The organism is Streptomyces sp. NPDC001922 (assembly GCF_042891165.1).
In the GTDB taxonomy this organism is placed as follows: Bacteria; Actinomycetota; Actinomycetes; order Streptomycetales; family Streptomycetaceae; genus Streptomyces.
In genome coordinates this window covers 572,790-597,715 of record NZ_JBIASV010000001.1, presented here as the reverse complement: position 1 = coordinate 597,715, position 24,926 = coordinate 572,790, and the positions used below count along the sequence as shown (strand labels likewise).

General features: G+C 74.6%; 14 protein-coding genes. 8 read left to right on the top strand and 6 right to left on the bottom strand.

All coding sequences use genetic code 11. The features are described 5' to 3' along the window. Window positions 1-46 precede the first annotated feature (46 nt). Entirely contained in the window at window positions 47-3,040 is a 2,994-nt protein-coding gene (locus ACFYYR_RS02475) for a beta-N-acetylglucosaminidase domain-containing protein (protein WP_388846038.1), read from the bottom strand. A 487-nt stretch (window positions 3,041-3,527) separates the two neighbouring features. On the opposite strand from ACFYYR_RS02475, the gene ACFYYR_RS02470 reads away from it, so the two are divergent. From ACFYYR_RS02470 to ACFYYR_RS02445, 6 genes are all read left to right on the top strand, one after another. Continuing rightward, a complete protein-coding gene (locus ACFYYR_RS02470) occupies window positions 3,528-4,949 on the top strand; it encodes an amidase (RefSeq protein WP_388846036.1) in 1,422 nt (473 codons plus the stop codon). 459 nt (window positions 4,950-5,408) lie between these two features. Then, on the top strand, window positions 5,409-5,705 hold the full coding sequence (locus ACFYYR_RS02465; protein ID WP_388846033.1) for a hypothetical protein: 297 nt from the start codon (window positions 5,409-5,411) through the stop codon (window positions 5,703-5,705). Further along, window positions 5,706-8,162: a 4-alpha-glucanotransferase gene (gene malQ, locus ACFYYR_RS02460; RefSeq protein ID WP_388846030.1), complete on the top strand. Its 2,457-nt coding sequence runs from the start codon at window positions 5,706-5,708 to the stop codon at window positions 8,160-8,162. Window positions 8,163-8,265: 103 nt separating this feature from the next. Next, complete coding sequence (locus ACFYYR_RS02455) at window positions 8,266-8,499, top strand: hypothetical protein (protein WP_351515281.1); 234 nt, start codon at window positions 8,266-8,268, stop codon at window positions 8,497-8,499. 499 nt (window positions 8,500-8,998) lie between these two features. Continuing rightward, window positions 8,999-9,451, top strand: coding sequence for a thiol-disulfide oxidoreductase DCC family protein (locus tag ACFYYR_RS02450; RefSeq protein ID WP_388846026.1), 453 nt, complete (start codon window positions 8,999-9,001; stop codon window positions 9,449-9,451). A gap of 53 nt (window positions 9,452-9,504) precedes the next feature. Continuing rightward, the gene (locus ACFYYR_RS02445; protein WP_388846023.1) at window positions 9,505-10,392 is read left to right on the top strand and encodes a serine hydrolase domain-containing protein; all 888 of its coding nucleotides are present in this window, start codon (window positions 9,505-9,507) and stop codon (window positions 10,390-10,392) included. A gap of 139 nt (window positions 10,393-10,531) precedes the next feature. On the opposite strand, the gene pepN (ACFYYR_RS02440) is transcribed toward ACFYYR_RS02445, so the two are convergent. The 3 genes from pepN (ACFYYR_RS02440) to ACFYYR_RS02430 all read right to left on the bottom strand — a co-directional run bounded on the left by pepN (ACFYYR_RS02440) (window position 10,532) and on the right by ACFYYR_RS02430 (window position 17,969). Then, on the bottom strand, window positions 10,532-13,108 hold the full coding sequence (gene pepN / locus ACFYYR_RS02440; protein WP_388846020.1) for an aminopeptidase N: 2,577 nt from the start codon (window positions 13,106-13,108) through the stop codon (window positions 10,532-10,534). A gap of 260 nt (window positions 13,109-13,368) precedes the next feature. Beyond that, a complete protein-coding gene (locus ACFYYR_RS02435) occupies window positions 13,369-14,394 on the bottom strand; it encodes an aspartate-semialdehyde dehydrogenase (RefSeq protein WP_388846017.1) in 1,026 nt (341 codons plus the stop codon). 284 nt (window positions 14,395-14,678) lie between these two features. Beyond that, window positions 14,679-17,969 carry a S8 family serine peptidase gene (locus tag ACFYYR_RS02430; protein WP_388846014.1) on the bottom strand — a complete coding sequence of 1,097 codons (3,291 nt, stop codon included), beginning with the start codon at window positions 17,967-17,969 and terminating at the stop codon, window positions 14,679-14,681. Window positions 17,970-18,509: 540 nt separating this feature from the next. Between ACFYYR_RS02430 and ACFYYR_RS02425 the strand changes: the two genes are divergently transcribed. Beyond that, complete coding sequence (locus tag ACFYYR_RS02425) at window positions 18,510-20,258, top strand: TIGR03767 family metallophosphoesterase (protein WP_388846012.1); 1,749 nt, start codon at window positions 18,510-18,512, stop codon at window positions 20,256-20,258. A gap of 65 nt (window positions 20,259-20,323) precedes the next feature. Here the strand turns inward: ACFYYR_RS02425 and ACFYYR_RS02420 are convergent, their stop codons facing one another. After that, window positions 20,324-21,322 carry a hypothetical protein gene (locus tag ACFYYR_RS02420; RefSeq protein WP_388846010.1) on the bottom strand — a complete coding sequence of 333 codons (999 nt, stop codon included), beginning with the start codon at window positions 21,320-21,322 and terminating at the stop codon, window positions 20,324-20,326. A gap of 140 nt (window positions 21,323-21,462) precedes the next feature. Further along, window positions 21,463-24,081, bottom strand: a complete 2,619-nt coding sequence (pepN, locus tag ACFYYR_RS02415) for an aminopeptidase N (protein WP_388846008.1) — start codon at window positions 24,079-24,081, stop codon at window positions 21,463-21,465. Window positions 24,082-24,225: 144 nt separating this feature from the next. Here pepN (ACFYYR_RS02415) and ACFYYR_RS02410 point away from each other — a divergent pair, with 144 nt between their 5' ends. Continuing rightward, window positions 24,226-24,891, top strand: a complete 666-nt coding sequence (locus tag ACFYYR_RS02410; protein WP_388846006.1) for a DsbA family protein — start codon at window positions 24,226-24,228, stop codon at window positions 24,889-24,891. The last annotated feature ends 35 nt before the right edge of the window (window positions 24,892-24,926 follow it).

The window sequence follows — 24,926 nt, the reverse complement described above, 5'->3', positions numbered from 1 at the left end:
TCGTGCAAGGCGCCCTCTCCAAAGCACCCTCTCGCGCAAGGCCCCCTCAGTCGCTGACCGCGTACGCCTCCACCGACCAGAGCGAGTAGCCGAAGCGGGTGGCGCGCCGGTCGCCCTGGATCCGGACGAACCGGGTGTCCTTGGGCGCGTCCAGCCCGACCGTCTCCCGGCCGCCCCGGCCCTCCCGGACCGTCGCCGCCGTGCGCCAGCGGCGGCCGTCGGGCGAGACCTGGACGCGGTACCCGGCGGCGTACGCGTCCTGCCAGTGCAGCACCAGCCGGCCGACCCGGGCGGGCCGGTCCAGCTCCAGCTGGAGCCAGGCGCCGTCCTCGACGGGGGAGGACCAGCGGGACCGGGGGTTCCCGTCGACGGCGGCCGAGGCGGGGAAGTCCGCCGTCTCGTCGCCCGAGGAGGTGGCCTTCGCGCCGCGCGCCAGATCCCGGCCCCCGGCCCGCGGGAACGCCCGCACCGCCAGGGTGCGCCGCTCCCCGCCGAAGTCCACGGGCACCTCGTAACGGCCGGCCCGGGTGCCCTCGGGCACCGAGACCCGCACGGGCACGGTCGTCCTCGCCCCGCGCGGCGCCACCGTCCCCTCGGGGACCTCGACCCGGATGCCCTTCGGGGCGTCGGCCACCAGCCGGCCGCGGATGCGCGAGGGGCGCTGCGAGGTGATCTCCGCGGTGACGGTCTGCGGCTCCCCGCCGATCTCGGCGTCCGTCTCGCCGCTGCTCAGCTCGAACCGCGCGGCCGGGGTGTCCGCGAACCACGGCACCACGCTGTGCACCGCCGGGGCCTCGCCGTCCTCCGGCCAGGACAGCCGCAGCGCGTCGGCCCGCACCTCGCGGCCCTGCAACTGGGTCCAGCCGTCGTCGGACAGCGCACCGACCCGGCGCCAGCCCGCACCCGGGACATGCGCCCGCACCGTCACCGCGGTCCCGCCGCGCCCGGCCGGCTCGGACAGCACGCTCACCGCCGCCAGCGGGCGGGCCCGGTCCAGGGCCAGGGTCAGCGAGGACGGGCCCTCGGTGAAGGAGGTACGGGACCGCACCCGGTCCGCGCCGGTCCAGTGGTCGCCCAGGCGGAGGGCCTCGGTCAGGAACGGCGACAGGACGCCCCGGCCGACGGTCGCGGACGCGGCGCCGATCTCCTTGCGCAGCCGGCGGACGTCCAGCTGGGCGCGCCAGGCCCGCGGACCGTCGTCCGCCGCCTGGGCCAGCAGCATGTCCACCGCGCGTCCGCCCGCCTCGCCGTACCGGGCCAGCTGCGCCAGCCAGGGCTTCGCGTCGCGGGCGAGCGGGTGGCCGGACAGCCGCCGCGGGGCCTCGCGCATCACCGTGAAGGCGTGGTGCAGCCGCTCCGCCGCCGCGGTCAGCTTCCGGCGGTCCCGGTCCGCGTAGGCCTCCCGGAGCTCCGCCATGAGCGGCCGCAGATAGGCGGACTCGCTCCCGCCGAGCATGGACGAGGCGTCGTTGCCCGCCAGCGCGGCCACTGCCTCACGGGTCTCCCGGTCCGGGCCCGCGAGCTCGGCCACCGCCGCCGTCCAGGACTCCTGGGGGCGGTAGCCGCGTGGGTTCCAGGCGTAGTCGGCGGCCGTGAAGAGCGGGATGCGCGAGGCGGCCGGCTGCTCCATCGCGTTGGCCAGCAGCGCGGCCGAGCCGGTCGCGACGGCCGGCTCCCGGCCGGTGTAGGGGCCGAGGAAGAGGCGGTCCTGCGCGAAGTCGTTGACCGGGTAGTTGTCCATGGTGAACAGCGGGTGGTCCAACGCGGCGCGGGCGTCCCGGAGTTCGCCTCCGGTGATGGTCCGCGGCACCACGCCCACCCCGGTCCACGCCACCTCCACGCGCTTGTCCAGCCGCTCGGCGAGGGCGTTCCGGTAGGCCGTGGCGCCGTCCTGGTAGAACTCGGTCGGCATCAGGGACAGCGCGGGCGCCTCCGGGTGGCGCTCGGCGAGCCGCCGGGCCACCGCGTTCGCCACGCGCGCCTGCGCCTTCGCCGCGGCGGCGGGCCCCGAACCGAACCGGTCGCCGTCCTCGTCGCAGTGCCACTCGCTGTAGCTCACGTTCTGGAACTGCAGCTGGAACGAGCGCACCCCCAGCGCCCACATCGACTCGACCTTGCGGCTCAGCGCCCGCAGATCCTCGTCGGAGGAGAAGCAGAACGCCTGGCCGGGGGAGACGGCCCAGCCCAGGGTGACGTGGTTGCGCCGGGCCCCCTCGGCCAGCCGCCGGAACGCGGACCGGTCGGCGGCCGGGTACGGATCGCGCCAGCGGGCCTGGCGGTACGGGTCGTCGCCGGGGGCGTACAGATAGCGGTTCTGCTTGGTGCGGCCCATGAAGGCGAGCTGGCCGAGGCGCTGTTCGAGGGACCAGGGCGAGCCGTAGAAGCCCTCGGTCATCCCGCGCACCGCGGTCGTGGGCCAGTCGCGCACCTGCACCCCGGCGAACGACCGCGCCCCGTCCCGGCCCACCGTGAGCTGCCGCAGCGTCTGCGCCGCGTGGAAGAGCCCGTCCGGCCCGACGCCGTCGAGCGCCACGGTGTCCCGGCCGCCGACCCGGCCGGACGCCAGCCGGTAGCCGCCGGACGGCAGGTCCCCGCGCGCGGGAGCCCGCAGGGCGCGCAACGCCTCCTGCGCGCCCCGCCGGTCGGCCCGGACGACGAGTCCGCGGGCGGGCAGCGGGGCATCGGGACGGTGGTCCACCACGGTGCGGGCCCCGGCGGACCGCAGCGCGGCGCGCAGCACTTCCAGGGCGTGCGGATCGGCGCCGTCCTCGGCCACCAGCACGACCGCGTCGGTCACCCGGACGGGCGACCCCTGGGCGCGTGCCTGCTGCGGCCGGGGCCACACGGCCGGAACCCCGCTGTCGCTCTCCCGGTCCTCGGCCGCCGCACTGGAGCCGCCCGGCTGCGGGGGAGGAGCGGCCACCGCGCCGGGAGCGCCGCCGAGCAGCCCGCCGATGACCGCGGCCGCCAGCGCCGTCGCCCCGGCCACCCGTCCGCCCCGCTCCCGGCGCCCGTACGGTCCGCTCCCCCGCAGCTGCACGGCTGTCTCCTCGCCCGGTCGCTGGTGTGCCAATGGGCACCGAGCCCACCACCCGCTTCACGGGGGTGTCAACGACGGTGACCGATGTGGGCGGGTTGCTCCCCGAGGAGACCGCTCACCCCGCGCGCGGGGCGGCGCACGGGCCCACCGGGCGCCGTACGGGCCCGCCCTGACGGTGGCTCGGCAGCAGCCCGGGCGGGCGGCGCCGCAGTCGGCGACTGCTCCCCGGGGCGCGCTGTACCGGGTGGCTGCTCCTCCGGGCGGGCGGTCCGCGTACTCGGTGGCCGTTGTACTCGGTGGCCGTTCCCGGACGGGGGTGGCGTCCCGGGGCCGGGGCGGCCACCGCCGCTTCCCCCCCCTGCGCGGGGAGCGCGGGCTCCGGAGAGGGCGCGGGCTCCGGGGAGGGGCGCGGACGGTACGAACGCGCCCGGTTCCGGCCGATCCTCGACCCCGGCCCCGTGCCCCGCGTACGCCGTACAGTGGCCGAATGGCCGACCCGCACGAGCTCACGATGCTGGAACAGGCAGCGGCGATCCGGAACGGCGCCCTGTCACCCGTCGAACTCGCCGAGCACTATCTGCGCCGGATCGAACGCCTCGACGACACCGTCGGAGCGTACGTCACCGTCACCGCGGACCGCGCGCTGGACGACGCCCGCCGGGCCGCGGACCTCCTCGCCCGCCGGGGCGGCGGTGACCTCCCGCCGCTGCTCGGGGTGCCGCTGCCGGTCAAGGACCTCGACCCGGTGCCCGGTGTCCGCTGGACCGCCGGATCGGCCGTGTTCGCCGACCGGACCGCGCCGCCGGAGGCCGTCACCCACCTCGTCGCCCTGCTCGAACGCGCCGGGACCGTCCTGCTCGGCAAGACCAGCACCCCCGAGTTCGGGCTCCCCGCGTACACCGAGAGCCGGGTCGGCCCGCCGGCCCGCACCCCGTACGACCCGGCGCTCGGCGCGGGCGGCTCCAGCGGCGGCGCGGCGGCCGCCGTCGCCGCGGGGCTCGCCCCCGCCGCGCCCGGCAGCGACGGCGGCGGTTCCATCCGCATCCCGGCGAGCTGCTGCGGCCTCGTCGGTCTCAAGCCGAGCCGCGGCCGGGTCAGTCCGGCGCCGCTGGGTGACGTCAGCGGGCTCGTCACCGCGGGGCCGCTGGCGCGCACGGTCCGCGACACGGCGGCGCTCTTCGACGTCATGGCCGGCCCGGTGCCGGGCGACCCGTCCCCCGTCGCGCCGCCGGCCGGCCCGTTCCTCGACTGGTGCGAGCGGCCCCCCGGCCGGCTGCGGATCGGCCGCTGGGCCCGCCCCGACGTGCCGGGTGCCGAGGTGGCGCCGGAGGTGCTGGACGCCTACGAGAAGACATCCGCCCTCCTCGCCGAGCTGGGGCACGAGGTCGTGGAGGCCGAGCAGCCGCTGCGCCCCGGCGACCGGGACGCCTTCACGCCCGTCTGGGCGGTCCTGTCCGCGCTGCCGCCGGTGCCGCCGGAGCGCGAGGCCGAGCTGATGCCGCTCACCCGCTACCTGCGCGACCAGGGCCGGGCGACCGACGGCGTGGACTACGCCCTCGCGCTCGCCGCCATGCAGGCCGCGGGGCGCCGCTTCGCCGCGGCGGTGGCCCCCTTCGACGCGGTGCTCACCCCGACGCTCGCCCAGCTCCCGCAGCCGGTGGGCGCCCTGCGTGACGACGCGGACCCGGCCGCCGACTTCCGGGCGCAGCTCGCCTTCACCCCGTTCACCGCGCCGTGGAACATCGCCGGTCTGCCCGCCGTCTCCCTGCCGCTCGGCTGGACCGGCGCGGGGCTGCCGGTCGGCATGATGCTGGGCGGACCGCACGGCTCGGAGGGCCCGCTGCTGTCACTCGCGGCCCAGCTGGAGGCCGCCGCACCCTGGCGGGACCGGCGGCCCCGGGTTTACTGAAGCGGGACCTCCGAGGGCGCCCGGAGCGCGCCGGCCCGAGGCCGGGCCGTGACCGAGGCCGGGCCGTGACCGAGGTCGCGCCGGGCCGAGGCCGCGCCGGGCCGTGACCGAGGACGCGCCGGGTTTCCGCAGTGCCGACCGGGCCGGGCCGGGCGGGAACGGAGCGGCATCGCCGCTGGTGGCGGCCCTGATCGGGCGCGGTCGCCGAGCGCGCCGCCCGACCCGGCGTCCACCCCTCGTCCCCGTGATCGTCACCGCCGCCCCCGCAGAAAATCCGCCGTCCGAGACGCCCGTTCTCCGGCAATCCCTGCGTCCGGAAGCCCGTCCGGCCGTGAAATCGGGCACGGTATGCCTATTGTGAGCTGGGACACCTTCCCCGGGTGTTTACGTCTGCTCCGGCATCCGCTGGGTAGGGCTCGATTCGACCCACTGCCGAGGAACACCCCAGGGAGGCCCCTCGTGGCCGCGTCCGCACCTCTGCTTCTGTCCACCCGTTCCAAACCCGCAGCCCCCGTCGTCGACCCCCTGGATCCGATGCCTGCCAATCCGCTCGACCTCGACGGCCTGTCCGACCCGGACTCCGGCCTGGACGGCGCGAGCTCCAGTGAGTGGGCCGAGCCGCCGCTCACCAGTGAGCCGCCGCTGGCCGAATGCTGCCCCCTCACCAGCGAGCCGCCGCTCGCCACCGAACTTCCCCTGACCAGTGAGCCGACCGCGACCGGCCAGGGCGCGGGTACGGAGTCCATGGAGGTCTAGATGGGCCTTGCGCGGCTCGCCGTACTGCACGGAGTCGCCACCGCGTACGAGCCCTCGCCGGGCCGTACCGTCGATGTGCCCGAGGACACGGTCGTCGCCGTCCTCGCCGCGCTGGGAGTCGACGCCACCACGCCCCGAGCCGTCCGAGCAGCCCTCGACCTCCAGGCCCACCGGGCAGCGGGCCGCCTGCTGCCCGACACCGTGGTCCTGCACACACCCGTCGCCTCTGCCGCGCCGCCCCCGACCGCCCCTCCCGCGGCCGGCGGCGCGCCCGCGACCGGCACCGCGGCCCCCGGAGCCCCGTTGCGGGGCCTCCCGGCCGCGGGTGCCCCGGTCCCGTCCCTCCCGGACGGCACCGTGCTGCACATCGAGACCGAGCACGGCGAGCAGCTGCCGTGGGACACCGCCGCCCTCCTCCGCGCAATGACCCCGCCCGCGGGGACGCCGGGCCCCGGTCCCGCGCGCCGGATCCCGCTCGGCACGCATCTGCTGCACGCCACGGCCCCCGACGGCCGCACCGGCCGCGCCACCCTGATCGTCGCCCCGGACCGCGTCCCGCAGCCCGCCGCCCGGACGTACGGCTTCCTGGTCCAGCTCTACTCCCTGCTCTCCGCCCGCTCCTGGGGCATGGGCGACCTCGGCGATCTGGCCGACCTCGCCGCCTGGTCCGGACGGTCCCTCGGCACCGGATTCCTCCAGCTCAACCCGCTGCACGCCGCCGTGCGGGGCCGGGACACGGATCCGACCGACCCCTCGCCGTACCGCCCCTCCTCCCGCCGCTTCCCCGACCCCGTCCACCTGCGGGTCACCCAGGTCCCCGAGTACGCCGACCTGACCGGCCCGGCCCGGGACCGCGCCGCGCGGCTCGTGGGGCAGGCCGCCGCGTTACGGGACGGGGTGCTCCACGGGGACGCCCTGATCGACCGCGACGCGGTGTGGCGGCTCAAGCGCGAAGCCCTGGAACTGGTGCGCGCCGTGGAGCCGGGCCCCGGCCGCCGCGCCGCCCACGCCGACTTCCTCGCCGCCCAGGGGCAGGCCCTGGAGGACCACGCCACCTGGTGCGCGCTGGCCGAGATCCACGGCCCCGACTGGCACGACTGGCCCGCCGGCCTGCGGGATCCCCGCTCCGCGCACACCGCGCGGGCCCGCGCCGAGCTGCGCGACCGCGTCGACTTCCACCGCTGGCTGGCCTGGCTGACCGACGTCCAGCTCGCCGACGCCCAGCGGGCCGCGCGGGACGCCGGGATGGGCATCGGCCTCGTCCACGACCTCGCCGTCGGGGTGCACCCCGGGGGCGCGGACGTCTGGGCCCGGCAGGACGCCTTCGCCACCGGCATGTCCGTCGGCGCGCCCCCGGACGCCTTCAACTCCCGGGGCCAGGACTGGGGGCTGCCGCCCTGGCGGCCCGACGTGCTGGCCGCCGCGGGACACGCCCCGTACCGCGAGCTGCTGCGCGGCCTCCTCCGGCACGCGGGCGCGCTGCGCATCGACCACGTGATGGGCCTGTTCCGGCTGTGGTGGGTACCCGAGGGCCGCCCGCCGACGCAGGGCACCTACGTCCGCTACGACGCCGAGGCGATGCTCGGCGTGCTGGCCCTGGAGGCGCACCGCGCGGGCGCGGTGGTCCTGGGCGAGGACCTGGGCACGGTCGAGCCGGGCGTCCGCGACGCCCTGGCCGGACGCGGGGTCCTGGGCACCTCGGTGCTCTGGTTCGAGCGCGACTACGCGGGCGCGGCGGACGGCGCCGCCCGTCCGCTGGAGCCGGAGGCCTGGCGCGCCGGCTGCCTCGCCACCGCGACCACGCACGACCTGCCGAGCACCGCGGCACGCCTCACCGGCGAGCACGTCGAACTGCGGCACGGGCTCGGGCTGCTGTCCCGCCCGCTCGCCGAGGAACGGGCCGCGGACGCGGCCGAGGTCGCCGAGTGGCTGAGCCTGCTGCGGCGCCTCGGACTGCTGCCGGAGGGCGGCGAGGGTCCGGAGGGCGTCGAGGACGAGGAGGAGGCGATCCGGGCGGTCCACCGCTTCCTCGCGCGCACTCCGGCGAGCATGGTCGGGGTCTGGCTGCCGGACGGCGTCGGCGACCGCCGGCCCCAGAACCTGCCCGGCACCTGGGACCAGTACCCGAACTGGCGCCTCCCGGTCGCGGGCGCCGACGGCCGCCCGGTCACCCTGGAACAGCTCGCGGCCTCCCCGCGGCTGCGCGCGCTGATGACGGAGCTCGCGGAACGGATGCCCGGCCCGGCTGTGGCGTCTCCGACGGCACCGTCTCCGGTCGTGCCGTCTCCCGCCGCGGCCGGGTTGCCGCCGTCGGAGCCCGCCGGGCCCGTGGGACGCTCCGGGCCCGGGTCGCACGGTCCGGCTCGCCCCGGGCCCGGTCCGTACGGCCGGGACGACGCGCCCGAGCCGCGGCGCCCGACGGGCGGGGACGACCGCCCGCTCCGTCCGGCTCCCTGAGGCGGCTCACCCGCCGCTCCGTCCCGGGAAGCGTCCCGGCCGAGGGGCTCCGGAGGGGCACCCCGGCCGCGCAGGCCGCGGGGCCGCCCGCTACGGTGACCCTGTGGACAAGAAGAACACCCTGCGCGCCGGAGCTGTCACGGCCGGTACGACGCTGATGATGCTGCTGATGTCGTCCCCCGCCCTCGCGCTGACCCGCGACGCCGGCGACGACCCGGGCCCGGGCCTGAGCGTCGGCGAGACGCTCGGACTCTATGTCTTCGCCCCCATCGTGCTGTTCCTGGTGATCACCGGCCTGGTGATGGTCGGCGACAAGAGCCGCAAGCCGCAGGGCTGACGCACTTCCGCGTCACCTCCGCGGCGACGCTGCGCGAACACACACCTGAGCACGAGGGCGCCCCGGCCGAGCGAGGCCCGGGGCGCCCTCGTGCTGCTTACGGCCGCTGAGCGGCTGTTCTCGGGGCCGGCGGCAGGGCATGCGGCGCGCCGCGCGGGTGTTCCGGTGCCCGGCGCACGCTGTACCGATGCCCGATGCCCGATGCCCGATGCCCGATGCCCGGCGTCCGATGCCCGGCCTCCGCCGCGGAGCGGGGACGGCGACGCCGGGCCGCGCGGGACGCCGGTGCGAGGCGATTCCGGTGAAGGGGATCAGCCCCCGGTGGTCGCAGGGAAGGAATCAGCCCCCGGTGGTCGCGACCACGGAGTGCCGCCAACGGCCGTGAGGACATGCGCGGTTGCACGGCCGGGGGACCGGCGTCCCGTCCGGCCCGGTGGCGGGCCACCGGCCGGGGTGCCGCAGAATGGCAGACGACCGTGTGTGCAGAGGGGGATCCGTCATGGCGTCCGAACCAGCGCCGAACGAGAGCCGTGCCGACGCGCCCGGCCGTCGCCACCACCGCCCGACGGGCGGCCGCGACCTGCCGGTCCTGGCCTTCGACGGGGACTGCGGCTTCTGCCAGCGGACGATCGACACGCTCACCGCCCGGGCCCGGCCCAGGATGCGGGCCGTGCCGTGGCAGTCGCTGCCCGACGCGGTCACCGGGCCCCATGTCGAACGGCTGGACCACGAGGTGCTGGTGTTCCGGGGTGCCACCGTCGTGTGCGGCGGGGCCGACGCCATCGCCGCGTATGTACGCTCGGCGCCGGCCCGTCGCCATCGCGCCGCGGCGGCGCTCCTCACCCTGCCGGGGGTCCGCTTCTGCGCCCGGCGCGTCTACGCCTGGGTCTCCGCCAACCGGCTGCGCATGCCCGGCTCCACCGCGGCCTGCGCGGTGCCCCGGCGCGGCTGACCGGCCCGCGCCCGCATCCCCGCCGTCCGCGCCCGTCCCGAAGGGAACCCCCCGTGCGTCGTGTCCCCACCTGTCTGTTGAGCAGCCATGCGGCACCCCGGGTGAGCCACGGGCACGACCCGGACGCCTTCGTGGAGATCGGCTCGCTCACCAAGGTCCTCACCGGAACCCTGCTCCTGCGGCTGGCCGCCGCGGGCACGCTCGACCCCGACGATCCGGTGGATCGTTTCCTCAACGCCCCGGCGGGCACCGGCATCACGCTGCGGCACCTCGCCGAGCACACCTCGGGACTCCCGAGGCTGCCCCCGGGCCTGACCGGCCGGGACCCCTACGCCGCGTTCACCGACGCTGCGCTCCGCGCGCTGACCGGCCGGCTGGACGCGCTCACCACCGCGGCCCCCGGCGCGTCGACGGAGTACTCCAACCTCGGATACGCGCTGCTCGGTGCGGCCCTGGTGGCGGCGGGCGCGCGGCCCTACGAGGAGCTGGTGCGGGAGCACGTCCTCCAGCCCCTGGGCGTGGAGCACGGTGTGGCGGTCCGTCCGCCGGGCCGGCGGCTGGTCGCACGCGGGCTGTTCGGGAGGGAGCTCAGGCCCTGGACGATGGACGGCGCCATCCTCCCCGCCGGGGGCATGTGGGCCACACCGCGGGCCACGGCCGATCTCGTCGTCGGCCTGCTGGTCGAGGGGAGACTCGGTGCCCCGGCCCCGACCTGGCAGTCGGCTGCCGGACTGACCTGGCACAACGGTGCCACCCGGAACGCCTCCGCCTTCGCCGGGGCCTTCCCGGACGGCCAGTGGGTCGTGGTGCACCGGCTCGGCGGCTCACCGGAGCGGACGGACGCCATGGCGGTGGAGCACCTGCGGGAGACCCGCCGCGGCCGGCGGGGGGAGGACCGGCCGGGCGAGGAGCGGCCGGAGAACGCGTCCGCACCCGGCTGACTCCGCCGGCCAGCCGTGCGGCGGCCCGCGGACCGGGACGGGTCCGAAGCCGGGGTGTTCACCGGCTGTTCGTCGGCCCCCACGCATCCGAGGGCGCCCCAGGACCTCGTCCCGGGGCGCCCTCGTGCGTGCGGTGCCGTCAGGCCCGGCCGGCTGCCGCCGCGTCCGCCGCCTGGGCCTTCAGGGCGCGCTCGACGCCCGCCCGCGACTCGGTGACCAGCCGGCGCAGTGCCGCCGACGGCTCGGCCGAGGCCAGCCAGGCGTCGGTGGAGTCCAGCGTCGCCTGCGAGACCTGGAGCACCGGGTACAGTCCGACCGCGATCTGCTGGGCCATCTCGTGGCTGCGGGTCTCCCAGATGCCCTTCACCGCGGCGAAGTACCGCGGGCTGAACTGCGCCAGCAGCTCGCGCTGGTCGGTCTGGACGAAGCCGCCGATCACCGCCTCCTGCACCGCGTTCGGCAGCTCGTCGGACTCCACGACCGAGGCCCAGGCGTCGGCCTTCGCCTCCCGGGTGGGCCGGGCCGCGCGGGCGGTCGCCGCGTGCCGCTCGCCCGCCGACGTCCGGTCCCGCTCCAGCTCCGCCGCGATGGCCTTCTCGTCCGCCCGGCCGGTCGCCGCCAGCCGCTGGAGCAGTGACCAGCGGAGCTCGGCGTCGACGGCCAGCCCCTCGATCGTCTCGGTGCCCTCCAGCAGGCCGGAGACCAGGTCGAGCTGGGCGTCGGTGCGGGCCGTGGCCGCGAACGCCCGGGCCCACGCCAGCTGGTGGTCGCTGCCGGGGCGGGCCGCGCGCAGCTGCTCCAGGGCGGTCTCGGTCCACCGCGCCAGACCGGTCTCCCGCCAGTCCGGGGCGGCGTACAGGTCGAGGGCCAGCTTCACCTGGCGGTGCAGCGACTGGACCACGCCGATGTCCGACTCCTTGCCGATGCCGGACAGCACCAGGGCGAGGTAGTCGCGGGCGGCCAGCTCGCCGTCGCGGGTCATGTCCCAGGCCGAGGCCCAGCACAGCGCCCGCGGCAGTGAGGCCTCGAAGTCGCCCAGGTGCCGGGTGACCGTGGCCAGCGAGTCGGCGTCCAGCCGGACCTTGGTGTAGGTGAGGTCGTCGTCGTTGAGCAGGATCACGTCCGGGCGCCGCTTGCCCGCCAGCGCCGGGACCTCGGTCAGCTCACCGTCGACGTCCAGCTCCACCCGCTCGGTGCGGACCAGCCTGCCGTCCTGGAGGTCGTAGCAGCCGATGGCGATGCGGTGCGGCCGCAGCGTCGGCTCGCCCTGGGCGCCCGCCGGCAGCGCCGGGGCCTCCTGCCGGACGGCGAAGGAGCGGATGGCCCCCGCGGAGTCCGTCTCGATCTCCGGGCGGAGGATGTTGATCCCGGCGGTCTCCAGCCACTTCTTCGACCAGGCCTTCAGGTCGCGGCCGGAGGTCTCCTCCAGGGCGCCGAGCAGATCGCTGAGCCGGGTGTTCCCGAAGGCGTGCCGCTTGAAGTAGGCCTGCACGCCCTCGAAGAACTCGTCCATGCCGACGTACGCCACCAGCTGCTTGAGCACCGAGGCGCCCTTGGCGTAGGTGATGCCGTCGAAGTTGACGAGGACGTCGTCCAGGTCGCGGATCTCGGCCATGATCGGGTGGGTGGACGGAAGCTGGTCCTGCCGGTACGCCCAGGTCTTCATGGAGTTCGCGAACGTGGTCCAGGAGTGCGGCCACTTGCTGCCCGGCGCGTGCGCCTGGCAGGCGATGGAGGTGTAGGTGGCGAACGACTCGTTCAGCCACAGGTCGTTCCACCACTCCATGGTGACGAGGTCGCCGAACCACATGTGCGCCAGCTCGTGGAGGATCGTCTCGGCGCGCGTCTCGTACGCGGCGTCCGTCACCTTCGAACGGAAGACGTACTGGTCGCGGATGGTCACCGCACCCGCGTTCTCCATCGCGCCCGCGTTGAACTCCGGCACGAAGAGCTGGTCGTACTTGGCGAACGGGTACGCGTAGTCGAACTTCTCCTCGAACCAGTCGAAGCCCTGCCGGGTGACGTCGAAGATGGCGTCCGCGTCGAGGTGCTCGGCGAGCGACGGACGGCAGTAGATGCCGAGCGGCACGCTGCGGCCGTTCCCCTCCCAGCTGCTGTGCACGCTGTGGTACGGGCCGACGATCAGCGCCGTGATGTAGCTGGAGATCCGCGGCGTCGGCTCGAAGCGCCAGACGTTGTCGGCGGGTTCGGGCGTGGGGGAGTTGGAGATGACCGTCCAGCCCTCGGGGGCCTTCACGGTGAACCGGAACGTCGCCTTCAGGTCCGGCTGCTCGAACGACGCGAAGACTCGGCGGGCGTCCGGCACCTCGAACTGGGTGTAGAGGTACGCCTGCTGGTCCACCGGGTCGACGAACCGGTGCAGGCCCTCACCGGTGTTGGTGTACGCGCAGTCGGCGACGACCGTGAGCTCGTTCGGGCCGGCTTCGAGCGACGGCAGGGTGATCCGGCTGTCCCGGAAGACCTCGGCGGGGTCGAGGGCGGTGCCGTTGAGCACCACGTCGTGCACGGCCGGCGCGACCAGGTCGATGAAGGTCTCCGCCCCGGCCTCCGCGGAGTCGAAGCGCACCGTGGTCGCCGACCGGTATGTGCCGCCCTCCTGGGCCCCGCTCAGGTCGAGGTCGATCTCATAGGAGTCGACGTGCAGCAGGCGGGCCCGCCGCTGCGCCTCCTCGCGGGTGAGGTTCGTGCCAGGCACCTGGTCATCTCCTTGTTTTCCGAGTCTTTCCGGCCATCCTTCCACGCCCGGCGGGTGCGGACGGAGGAATGATCCACGCTGCCGCGGACGGGCTCCGGAGCCCGTCCGCGCGACGCGGCGCACCCGTCGGGAACCCGTCCGGAGGTCCGGTGGGGCCACCGCCCCCGCCACCCCTGCCGCGACCCGGTGGAAAAGCCGTGCGGCCGGACGCCCCGAGGGACGTCCGGCCGCACAGTGCAACGCGCCCGCGGGCGCCCGCGTCAGCTCAGCTCCGCCGCCACCAGCTCGGCGATCTGCACGGCGTTCAGCGCCGCGCCCTTGCGGAGGTTGTCGTTGGACAGGAAGAGCGCGAGGCCGTTCTCCACGGTCTCGTCGACCCGGATGCGGCCCACGTAGCTCGGGTCCTGGCCCGCGGCCTCCAGCGGCGTCGGGATCTCGGAGAGGGCGACGCCGGGGGCGCCGGCCAGCACCTCGTACGCCCGCTCCACGCTGATCGGCCGGTCGAACGCGGCGTTGACCTGGATCGAGTGGCCGGTGAAGACCGGGACGCGGACGCAGGTGCCGGAGACCTTGAGCTCCGGGATCTCCAGGATCTTGCGGCTCTCGTTGCGGAGCTTCTGCTCCTCGTCGGTCTCGAAGCGGCCGTCGTCGACGATCTTGCCGGCCATCGGGAGCACGTTGAAGGCGATCGGCTTCTGGTAGACGGACGGCTCCGGGAAGTCGGCGGCCGACCCGTCGTGGGTGAGCTCGGTGGCCCGGTCGGCGACCTTGCGCACCTGGCCGTCGAGCTCGGCGACGCCGGCCAGACCGGAGCCGGACACGGCCTGGTACGTGGTGGCGACCAGGGTGCTCAGACCGGCTTCCCGGTGCAGCGGGCGCAGCACCGGCATGGCGGCCATGGTGGTGCAGTTCGGGTTGGCGATGATGCCCTTGGGGCGGTCCACCGCGGCGTGCGGGTTGACCTCGGCGACCACCAGCGGCACGTCCGGGTCCAGCCGCCAGGCGGACGAGTTGTCGATCACGACGGGGCCCTGCGCGGCGACCTTCTCGGCGATGGCGCGCGAGGTGGCGCCGCCGGCCGAGAACAGCACGATGTCCAGGCCGGAGTAGTCGGCGGTGGCCGCGTCCTCCACGGTGACCTCGCCGTCCCGCCACGGCAGCGTCCGTCCGGCGGAACGGGCGGAGGCGAACAGCCGCAGCTGCTCCGCCGGGAAGTCCCGCTCGGCCAGCACCTTGCGCATGACACCGCCGACCTGACCGGTGGCTCCGACGATTCCGACCTTCATCCGGCTTCCTCTCCGCAGTGGCCGTCCCGGCTGGTACGGCATCGGACCCTCATCATGAGCCGGTGAGGGTCCCGAATGTCCAATCGGTTGTCCGGAGAGCGGACACCTGTCCGGACGGCCGACCGCCTGTGCCCCTACCCGGTCCGGCCCACAAAACGCCTGGACAAAACATACGGAAACGGACGAGATATGGGGTTCGCCGGGCATGCCGAAGGGCGGGCGCCCCCCATGGACACCCGCCCTTCGCCCCCGTCCCCCTCCCGCTGTGACGGGAGGGGGCGGTGTTACGGGATGACCTTCCCGATCCGCACGGTGCCACTCCCGGTGATCGTTCCGGCCGCGTTCAGCAGGCTCACCGTGCCGGAGAACTCACGCCCCTCGGGAGCCTCGCCGGCCACCACGACCCGGGCGCCGACGGTGGCGGTCGCACCGTTGCCGAGCTTCACGACCTTGGCGTCGTCGACCTTCACCTCGCCGAGCGACGGGGCGGAGTAGACATCGCGGTAGTCGTACTCGGTGCTGCCCGCGGGCACGGCGTAGCCGTCCACGGTGATCGTGTACGTGCCCGCCTTCGGCTTGACCAGGCTGACGGCCTCCTCCGAGTCGCCGTCCGCCGACGACCCGACGACCTTGCCGTCCAGCGAGACGCTCAGGTCCAGGTCGGCCTTGGTGTCCGACACCGAGCCGATCGCCACGTCGAGCCGCGAGACGTCCTCACCGAGCACCACGGTGGTCTGCTGCGACTCGCCGTCCTTGACCGAGGGCCGGGCCTTCTTGGCGGAGCCGAGCTCGCCACCCTTGAGCTTCCCCTCGATGGCGGCGAAGCCGTTGGCGGCCTTCCACTCGACCGGGGCCGGGGTGCCCACCTTCGCCTCCGGCACGGTCTGCACCGCCGGGTCGAACGTGGTGCCGAGCGCGGTCGCGGTCAGCGTGTACGGGTTCTCCAGCAGCGGCGAGGTGCGCCGCGACTCCACCTCGATCTCCCAGACGCCCGGGATGGGGGACGCGTAGGACCGCAGGTCCGGGCGGCAGGTGTTCGCCGGGTTCGGGTAGTTCGGGTAGCAGTTCGGCGTGGAGGTCGGGTCGGCCGGCAGCCCGTACGGGCTGATGGCGATGAACCGGGTCTGGCTGCCCTCCTTCAGGCCGCCCATCGCCACCTCCAGCGAGGCGGCGCCCTTGGGCACGGTCACGAAGTACGAGGTGGTGGCGTTGCGCCGGGCGGTGCCCGAGGCCTTCACCGTGTAGGACGGCTTGGCCAGCGGCTGGGCGGCCACGACGCTGGTGAGGATCTGCTTGTCGATGCCGGCGGTGTCGTCGTCGTCCAGCGTGAGGATCGCGCTGTGGAAACCGGCGGTCTCCGGCTTCGCGGCGACCTGCACGGTGACCGGCTTGTTCAGCGGCAGCGAGATCTCGTCGTAGCTCAGCAGCCGGAAGGTGCCGTCGTTGTTCCGGAGCCTCACCTGGTGGCGGACCGCACGGTCGGGACCGGTGGTCCGGGTGACGGTGACGTTGTACGTCCGGGACTTGCCCGGCTTCAGCCCGCCCTCGCGGTCGTAGACGCCGGTGCCGAAGCCCGGGGTCTTCAGCTTGTCGGCGAGCGCGGTGTTCACCGGCGCCTTGACGGTGTACTCATGGGCGCTCGCGCCGCGCTCGATCGCCTTCCAGGCACCCCGGATGTCGATCAGGCCGGCGCCCTCCTCGTAGGCCTGGGTGCCGGAGATGTGCCGGGCGGTGCTGGTGAGCGCGGTGCGCAGGGCGGCCGGCTTCAGGTCGATCCGCTCCTGCTTGGCGGCGGAGAGCAGCAGCGCCGAGGCGCCGGCGGCCTGCGGCGAGGCCATCGAGGTGCCCTGCAGCATGCCGTAGCCGGGCGGCAGCTGGTAGCCGGCCTCGGCGACCGGCTGGCCGGGCAGCCAGGTCTGCGTGGTGTTGACCGAGGCGCCGGGGGCGGAGAGCGTCGGGGTGAAGCCGCCGTCCTCGCGCGGGCCGCGCGAGGAGAACGGCATCATCGCGTAGTCGGTCTTCACCTCGGAGCCGTAGTTGGCGGCCCAGGTCTCCTTGGAGACGGTGGCGCCGACGCTGATCACCTTGTCGGCCAGGCCGGGGTCGCCGATGGTGTTGGCGCCCGGTCCGCTGTTGCCCGCGGAGATGACGAGCTGCACGCCGTAGGTGTCGATCAGCCGGGTGTAGAGCTCGGCGCGGGCGTTGTTGCCGTCGTTGAGCGCCGGCAGGCCGCCGATCGACATGTTGACGATGTCGACGCCGCGGTTCACCACGAGGTCGATCATGCCCTCGGTGAGCGCGACGTTGGTGCAGCCGCCGGTCCAGGTGCAGGCCCGGGAGGAGACGATCTTCGCACCGGGAGCGGCGCCGTTCATCTCGCCGCCGAACAGGCCGTTGGCGGCCGTGATGCCCGCGACATGGGTGCCGTGCTCGGACTCGATGACGCCGATGTTGACGAAGTCGGCCTTGCTGCCGTCGGTGCCGGTCGGCACGTCCTTGCGGATCTGCACCACGAACGGGATCCGTTCGGCGACGGCCGTCTCCGGGTTGTCCTTGCCGAAGTAGCCGACCTGGTGGTCGTCCTTGTACGGCTTCATGGCCTCGTCGTCGCCGAAGTCGCCGTTGTCGTCGAGGTCGACGCGGACGGTGCCGGCGGCCGGGTCGTAGAGGACGCCCCAGCGGTCCGTGGTGTCGCCGTCCCGGTTGAGGTCACCGGCCATGTCGCCGCCGGTGGTGGCGGACTCCGCGAACCGGCTGATCAGGTACGAGCCCTCCGGCGCCGTCCAGGTCCGGCCGCCGTAGGTGAAGGTCGGGCCGTTGACCGCGGAGATCATCGGGCGCCAGGTGGCGTCCTGGTCGACCAGCGGGTCGGTCGCCGTCACCCAGTCGACGATCTTGCGCTCGCCGGTGCTGGTCTTCTGCAGCGCCGGGTGGCCGAGGTCCACACCGGAGTCGAGGACGCCGATGGTGACGCCCCGGCCGTCGGCCTTCGGGTGGTCCTGCACGAAGTCGACCGCGCCGGTCTCGAAGGCGGGCTGGTACGGGTTCTTGGCCGGGGTGTCCTTGCCGGGCCCGGGGTAGGTGCCCTGCGCGGCGGCCTTCGCGCCCTTGGCGCGGTCGGCCTTCGGGTCCGGATCCGGAAGCGGGATCTCCTGCCGCAGGTCGATGCCGTGGACGGAGGAGAGCTTCTGGGCCTTCTCGATGGCGGCGTCGGCACGGCCGGTGGGCACGGTCACCCGGACGTAGCCGAGCTTGTCGTACCGCCGGCCCACCGTGGCGCCCTTGACGGCGTCGAGCTCCTTCGTGACCTGCTCGGTCGCGCCGGGCGCGGTGGCGATCATCATGGTGACGTGCTTGTCGCCCTCGGCCCTGGCCTCGGCGAGCAGCTCGGCGTCGGCCGAACCGAGCTTGCCGCCCGCCGACTTGACCGGAGCCGGGGACGGGCTGCCGTCCGCGGCGACTGCGGGGGTGAAGCCGGCCGTGGCGAGCGCGGCCACCAGGCCCGCGGCCATCGCGATGCGGGCCGCGCGTCTGTGCCCGGGCGAGGCGGGCTCGGGTATCGAAGATGAAGGCATGGTCATCCTTGTTCGGTATTCGGAACCGGATGACCGAACTTTTATGTAAGTGACGGGCTTTTGGGGAGAGTTAGGGAGACGTACTCCTCCTGTGGCACATTTCCGCCAGCCGCCAACGGCCCCGAACCCCCATCAACCGGGGCAGACCGACGGCCTCCGGTCACCCGCGGTCGCCGCCCCGACGGCGCGTGGTCACCGGTCCGGACGCCCGCACCCGGCCGGACGGTTCCCGCACCCGGCCGTGCGGTCCCCGCGGGGCGCCCCTGCCGCGCGATCCGGACACCCGCACCCTGGGGCCCCGCGTCGGACGGAGAGCTCCCCCGCACCCGGACGGAAGCTCCCTTCCCCGGCAGGTGAACAGCCGGTGAGCGGCATCCCTCCCCGACGCGAGGAGCCGATGGCGCTCCGCCCGCCCGGCCGTCGATGTGCGGTGATCGGCGCCGGTCGTTTCGTTCTCGTTCAGACACCGGAAACTCCCGGTGCCAACCATCCCCAGTGAGCGGGGGTCTCCCCGCACTCACGCACTCGGGGGGAACCCGCATGTCCCGGACCCGGTCCGTCACGTCCGTCGTCGACCGCCGTGCCCTGCTCGCCGCCGTGGGCGCCGTCGGAGCCTCCGCCGGACTCGGCCTCGCCCTCGGCCCCGGCAGCGGCTCCGCCGTGGCGGCGCCGCCGGTGACCGGCCGCCCCGCCGTCCGGCGCGCAGTCCGGGCGGAGCCGGGCGCGCCGACCGCCCCCGCCGCCGCCCCGTCGACCGCCGGCACCACCCTCCGTACGGTCGCCGCGCCGCGCGGCTCCGGCGGCTACCGGCGGCTCGCCGACGGCCCCGGCTGGTCCCGCGTCGTCCGCTCCGAGCTGGCCGCCGCGAAGTCCGGCCGCACCGACCGCCGCACCGCGCTCGCCTCGTTCGTGCAGTTCACCGACCTGCACGTGGTCGATGTGCAGCACCCGTTGCGCGCCGAGTTCCTGCGCTCCGAGCTGATCAGCGCCTTCCGCCCGCAGGAGGCCCTGTCGGTGGCGGGCGCCGTCTCGCTCGTCGAGCGGGTCAACGGGCTGCGCGGCGGCCCGGTCACCGGCGCCCCGCTCGGCTTCGTCATGACCACCGGCGACAACACCGACAACAACGCCAAGTCCGAGCTGGACTGGTTCCTCACCGCCATGAGCGGCGGCCGGATCACCCCCAACACCGGCGACCCCCGGCACTACGAAGGGGTGCAGAACAGCGGCCGGAAGCTCTACTGGCAGCCGGACTCCGCGCTGCGCGACGCGGACAAGGAACTCGGCTTCCCCCGGCTGGACGGCTTCCTGGACGCGGCGATCCGCAGCGTCAACAGCCCGGGCCTGCGCATGCCCTGGTACTCCACCGTCGGCAACCACGACGGCCTCCCGGGCGGCTGCTACGCACCGGGCAAGGACTTCTTCGCCGACTTCGCCGTCGGCGGCCGCAAGCTGGAGACCGTGGCCAAGGCCGAGGCGGCCGCGCTCTGGGATGCGGTCGAGAAGGGCAAGGACCCCAAGGGCAAGCAGTACGAAGAGCTGCTGCGGACCCGCACCCGGCAGATGCGCCGTGTGACGCCCGACCCGCTGCGGGCCCCGTTCACCCCGCGCGAGTACCTCAAGGCCCACCTCGACCCGCAGTACGCGGGCGCCGGGCCGGTCGGGCACGGCTACACCGCCGCCAACCTGGAGACCAATCGCCTCTACTACGCGTTCCGGATCTCCGACGGCGTCCTCGGCATCAGCCTGGACACCACGAACTCCGGCGGCCACTACGAGGGGTCACTCGGGGCCGCCCAGTTCCGCTGGCTGGACCGCACCCTCGCCGCACACCGCGACGACCACGTCCTCGTCTTCAGCCACCACACCGGCAAGACCATGCGGAACCTGCGCCCCGACCCGGCCCGCCCCACCGAGAAGCGGCACGGCGGCGACGAGGTGATCGCGCTGCTGAAGGGCCACCGCAACGTCCTGGCCTGGATCAACGGCCACAGCCACAAGAACGAGATCATCCCGCACGGCACCTTCTGGGAGATCTCCACGGCCTCGCACGTCGACTTCCCCCAACTGGCCCGGGTCATCGAGCTGGTGGACAACCACGACGGCACCCTGTCGCTCTTCACCACGCTCGTCGAGTCGGCCGCCCCGCACCGCACGGACTTCGACGACCTCTCCCAGACCGGACTGGCCTCCCTCTACCGGGAGTTGTCCTTCAACGCACCGGGGGCGCGCACCTCCCTCGCGGGCGACCCCGGCGACCGCAACACCGAACTCCTGCTGAAACGCCGCTGAACCGGGGGCACGGCCCCGCGGCGCGGCGGCTGTGCCCTGGGGCCGGGAGCGCGACGGCGCGCGGCTCACCGGGGCAGGACCACCACGTACGCGGCCGGGTCCCGGTCCCCGGCCGCCGTCAGCGCCGTACGGATGACCGCCGCCTGCTGCGCCGTCGACTCCCGGAGCCGCGCCGGGGTGGTGTGCACCACCGTGATGCCCAGGCGCTCCAGGTACTCCCGCCGGCGGGCGCTGTCGGACACCCCCTGGTCGTCGGGGTGCGGGGCGCCCCCGTCGATCTCCAGCGCGACGCTGTGGTCCGGCCAGTAGGCGTCGACCCCGCCCAGGTGCGGGCCGCCGGGCAGCCGCAGATCGACGTTCCACAGCGGGTCGGGCAGCGCATGGGTGCGGACCATCTCGTAGAGCCGCCCCTCGGTGAGCGCGCGGCCCTCCGCGAGGAGGGTGTCCACGGCGTCCACGACGTGCGGCCGGGACAGCAGCCGGCAGCGGCTCAGCTCACGGACCACGGGCACCGGTTCGCAGTGCCCGCCCCGCACGGCCTCGGTCAGCAGACAGCGCACCGCGGAGGCGTCGGTGAGCCGGGCCACCACATCGGCCAGCGCCCGGGGCACCGGGGCCACCGGCACCCCGCCGATCTCCACCGGCTCCGGCAGCGCCTGTGTCCGGACGAGCTGCACCAGGCCGGTGGAGCGCAGCCGGCGGCCGCGCGGCACCAGGACGTCGATGCGGTCCAGCGTCCGCAGCGGCGCGGCCGAGGAGAAGCCGTGCAGGGCGAGGGCCGCCGGGCCCGTGATCATCGCTTCCTGACCCGGCTCCTCGGCCCCCGGCGCCCGGCCCGCGTACAGCAGTGCCGCGTGCACCCGCTCCTCGCCGGTCGGCGCTCCCGGGTGCAGCAGGTAGACGCCCGGCAGGAGCTGCTGCCAGCTCCCGCCGGGCCGGATGCGGTCGGCCACCTCGGCTGCGGTCGCGCCGTGTTCCCGTAGTTGACGTAGCGTCATCACGTGCGGACGTTGCTCGGAGCGGGGTCGGACCGGGCGGGCGGAGAGCGGCGTGTTGTAGTTCATGAACCGCCGATTCCCCGCGCCACGGGGCCCGCTAACCGTTGTTACACGCCCGTCGACAAACCCGGACATCGCCGTCCAAATGGACGGGAGTTCGAGGACCGGCCGCGGGTTCCCCTCCGGGCCCGCGGGGCCGGCGCCCGTCAGCTCGCCGAGGCGCCCGCCGCCGCTCCCGCGTCGCACTCCTGGGCGCGCAGCGCCCGCGCCAGATCGTCCTGCGCCTCCAGCACCAGCCGGCGCAGCGCGGGCGGCGCGTCCCCGTGCTCCGTCAGCCACGCCTCGGTGAGCGCCGGCGTCTCCCGGCGGTCCTGGAGGTCCGGGTAGAGGCCGCGGACGATCGCCATCCCGATCTCGATCGACCGCTCCTGCCAGATCCGCTCGATCACGTCGAAGTACCGCTGCGTGTACGGCGCCAGCAGCTCCCGCTGGTGCGGCTGGGCGAAGCCTGCGATGGTCGCCTCCACCAGGGCGTTCGACAGCTGGTCGGAGTCCACGACCTCCGCCCACGCCCGCGCCTTCACCTCGGCGGACGGCTGCGCCGCGAGGCAGCGCACCTGGTGCCGCTTGCCGGACGCCGTGTCGTCGCGGGCCAGTTCGGCGGCGATCTCCGCCTCGTCGGCGGCCCCGTGCGCGGCCCGGGGCTCCAGGAACGCCCAGCGCAGCTCCTGGTCCACCTCCAGACCGTCGATCCGGGCGGTGCCGGCCAGCAGGCCCCCGAGCAGCTGGAGATCGGCCGGGGTGGTGGCGACCCGGGCGAAGAACCGGGCCCAGGCCAGCTGGTGGCCGCTGCCCGGCTCGGCCAGCCGCAGCTCGCGCAGCGCACCGTCGGCCACGGCGAGCCCGGCGGCCTCCCGCCGCTCCGGCGCCACATGGTGCACCAGCGCCGTGTGCGCCCAGGCGTGCAGCATCTGCAGGACGCCGATCTCGCTCTCCCGGCCGGCGCAGCGGAGCACCAGATCGAGGAAGTCGCCGGCCGGCATCAGCCCGTCCCGGGTCAGGTTCCACAGCGCCGACCAGCACAGGGCGCGGGCCAGCGGGTCGGAGAGGTCGGCGAGGTGCCGCCGCAGGGTCTCCAGCGAGGCCTCGTCGAAGCGGATCTTGCAGTAGGTGAGGTCGTCGTCGTTGACCAGGATCAGGTCGGGGCGCTCGGCCCCCGCCAGCTCGGACACGACCGTCCGCGGCCCGTCCACGTCCACCTCGGCGCGGGCGTAGCGCACCAGCTCCTCACCGGCCGGGTCCCGCCGGTAGAGGCCGACCGCGACCCGGTGCGGCCGGAGCGTGGGGTGCGCCCCGGCGGCCTCCTGGAGGACGGCCAGCTCGGTGATCCGGCTCTGGGCGTCGTACGTCGCCTGCGGGGTCAGCGCGTTGACGCCCGCGGTCTCCAGCCAGGCCCGCGACCAGGCGGCCATGTCCCGGCCCGAGGTCTCCTCCAGCACCCGCAGCAGATCGTCCAGCCGGGTGTTGCCGAACGCGTGCCGCCGGAAGTAGCGGCGGGCGCCCTCCAGGAACGCGTCCTGCCCGACGTAGGCCACCAGTTGCTTGAGCACCGAGGCGCCCTTGGCGTAGGTGATGCCGTCGAAGTTGAGCTTGGCGGCCTCCAGGTCCCGGATGTCGGCGGTGACCGGGTGGGTGGAGGGCAGCTGGTCGGCGCGGTAGGCCCAGGCCTTGCGGCGGTTGGCGAAGGTGATCCAGCCGTTGTCGAAGCGGGTCGCCTCCACCAGCGCGAACGCGCCCATGAAGTCGGCGAACGACTCCTTCAGCCACAGGTCGTCCCACCACTCCATGGTGACCAGGTCGCCGAACCACATGTGCGCCATCTCGTGCAGGATGACGTTCGCCCGCTGCTCGTAGGAGGTCCGGGTGACCCGGCCGCGGAAGACGAACTCCTCGCGGAAGGTCACACAGCCCGGGTTCTCCATCGCGCCGATGTTGTACTCCGGCACGAACGCCTGGTCGTACTTGCCGAACGGGTAGGGGTAGTCGAAGTGTTCGTGGAAGAAGTCCAGGCCCTGCTTGGTGACGGTGAAGATGTCGTCCGGGTCGAAGTGCTTGGCCAGCGACTTGCGGCAGAGCGCGCCCAGCGGGATCTCCAGCACCGAGCCGTCCGCGGTCTCCCGGGCGTAGCGCTCGCGCACCACGTGGTACGGGCCCGCGACGACCGCCGTGATGTAGGTCGAGATCGGCAGGGTGGGCGCGAACCGCCAGGTCGCCGCTCCCGGCCCGGCCGCGGCCGGTTCGCCCTCGGCGACGGCGTTGCTGATCACGGACCAGTCGGCCGGGGCGGTCACCTCGAAGGTGAACGGGGCCTTGAGATCCGGCTGTTCGAAGGTGGTGAAGACCCGGCGGGCGTCGGCCGGCTCGTACTGCGTGTAGAGATAGACCTCGCCGTCCTCCGGGTCGGCGAACCGGTGCAGCCCCTCACCCGTCCTGCTGTAGGCGCACTGCGCGTCCACCGTGAGAACGTTCTCCGCGGCCAGCCCGTCGAGCGCGATCCGGGCCCCGTCGAACACCGCTGCCGGGTCCAGCGCGCGGCCGTTGAGCACCACCGACGTCACGGCGGGGGCGATCAGGTCGACGAAGGTCGCGGCGCCCGGCTCGGCGCAGCGGAACCGGAGCGTCGTCACCGAGCGGAAGGTGCGCGGCTCCCCGCCGGGCTCCGGGCCGACCGCCGAACGCAGGTCCAGCGAGACGTCGTACCCGTCCACGGACAGCAGCCGGGCCCGCTCTCGGGCCTCGTCTCGAGTCAGGTTCTCACGCCGCACGACGGCTCCTTCGGTGATCCTCGTCCCACTCCGAACGCCGCCATGGTGTCACGGCGCGCTGACGGAGGGGAGTCGGGAATGGCCGCGGCGCCCTGTGACGTTTTCCGGAACGACCAGCCATGACGTCCGTGTGAGGAGACCCCTGTGGCCGCCGCGTCCGAGAAGCCGCTCGCTCCGACTCCGTCCGGAACGACCCCGGTCGACTTCTGGTTCGACCCGCTCTGCCCGTGGGCGTGGATCACCTCCCGCTGGATGCTGGAGGTGGAGAAGGTCCGTCCGGTCGCCGTGCGGTGGCGGGTGATGAGCCTCGCGGTGCTCAACGAGAACAAGCTCGACGAGCTGCCCGAGGAGTACCGGGCGAAGCTGGCCGCGGCCTGGGGCCCGGCGCGCGTCGCCGTCGCGGCCGAGCAGAAGTGCGGCTCCGCTGTGCTCGGCCCGCTGTACACCGCCCTCGGCACCCGCTTCCACAACCGGGGCGAGGGGCCGACGCCCGAGGCGGTCGCCGGTGCCCTGGCCGACGCGGGCCTCCCCGCCGAGCTGGCGGACTTCGCCCGCTCGGACGTGTACGACACCGAGCTGCGGGCCTCCCACCGGGAGGGCATCGACCTGGTCGGCCAGGAGGTCGGCACCCCGGTGATCGCGGTACCGGGGGAGAACGGCGAGCGGATCGCCTTCTTCGGGCCGGTCGTCACGCCCGCCCCCAGGGGCGAGGCCGCCGCCCGGCTCTGGGACGGCACGCTGCTGGTCGCCTCCACCCCGGGCTTCTACGAGATCAAGCGCACCCGGGACCGGGGTCCGGCCTTCGACTGACCGGGGGTGCGACTGACCGGGGTGCTTCGGGCCCC

Coding starts and splice junctions, on each gene's coding strand:
- ACFYYR_RS02470 (WP_388846036.1), top strand. CDS start 3,528: ATGGCCGACCCGCACGAGCTCACGATGCTGGAACAGGCAGCGGCGATC.
- malQ (WP_388846030.1), top strand. CDS start 5,706: ATGGGCCTTGCGCGGCTCGCCGTACTGCACGGAGTCGCCACCGCGTAC.
- ACFYYR_RS02450 (WP_388846026.1), top strand. CDS start 8,999: ATGGCGTCCGAACCAGCGCCGAACGAGAGCCGTGCCGACGCGCCCGGC.
- ACFYYR_RS02435 (WP_388846017.1), bottom strand. CDS start 14,394: ATGAAGGTCGGAATCGTCGGAGCCACCGGTCAGGTCGGCGGTGTCATG.
- ACFYYR_RS02430 (WP_388846014.1), bottom strand. CDS start 17,969: ATGCCTTCATCTTCGATACCCGAGCCCGCCTCGCCCGGGCACAGACGC.
- ACFYYR_RS02425 (WP_388846012.1), top strand. CDS start 18,510: ATGTCCCGGACCCGGTCCGTCACGTCCGTCGTCGACCGCCGTGCCCTG.
- ACFYYR_RS02420 (WP_388846010.1), bottom strand. CDS start 21,322: ATGAACTACAACACGCCGCTCTCCGCCCGCCCGGTCCGACCCCGCTCC.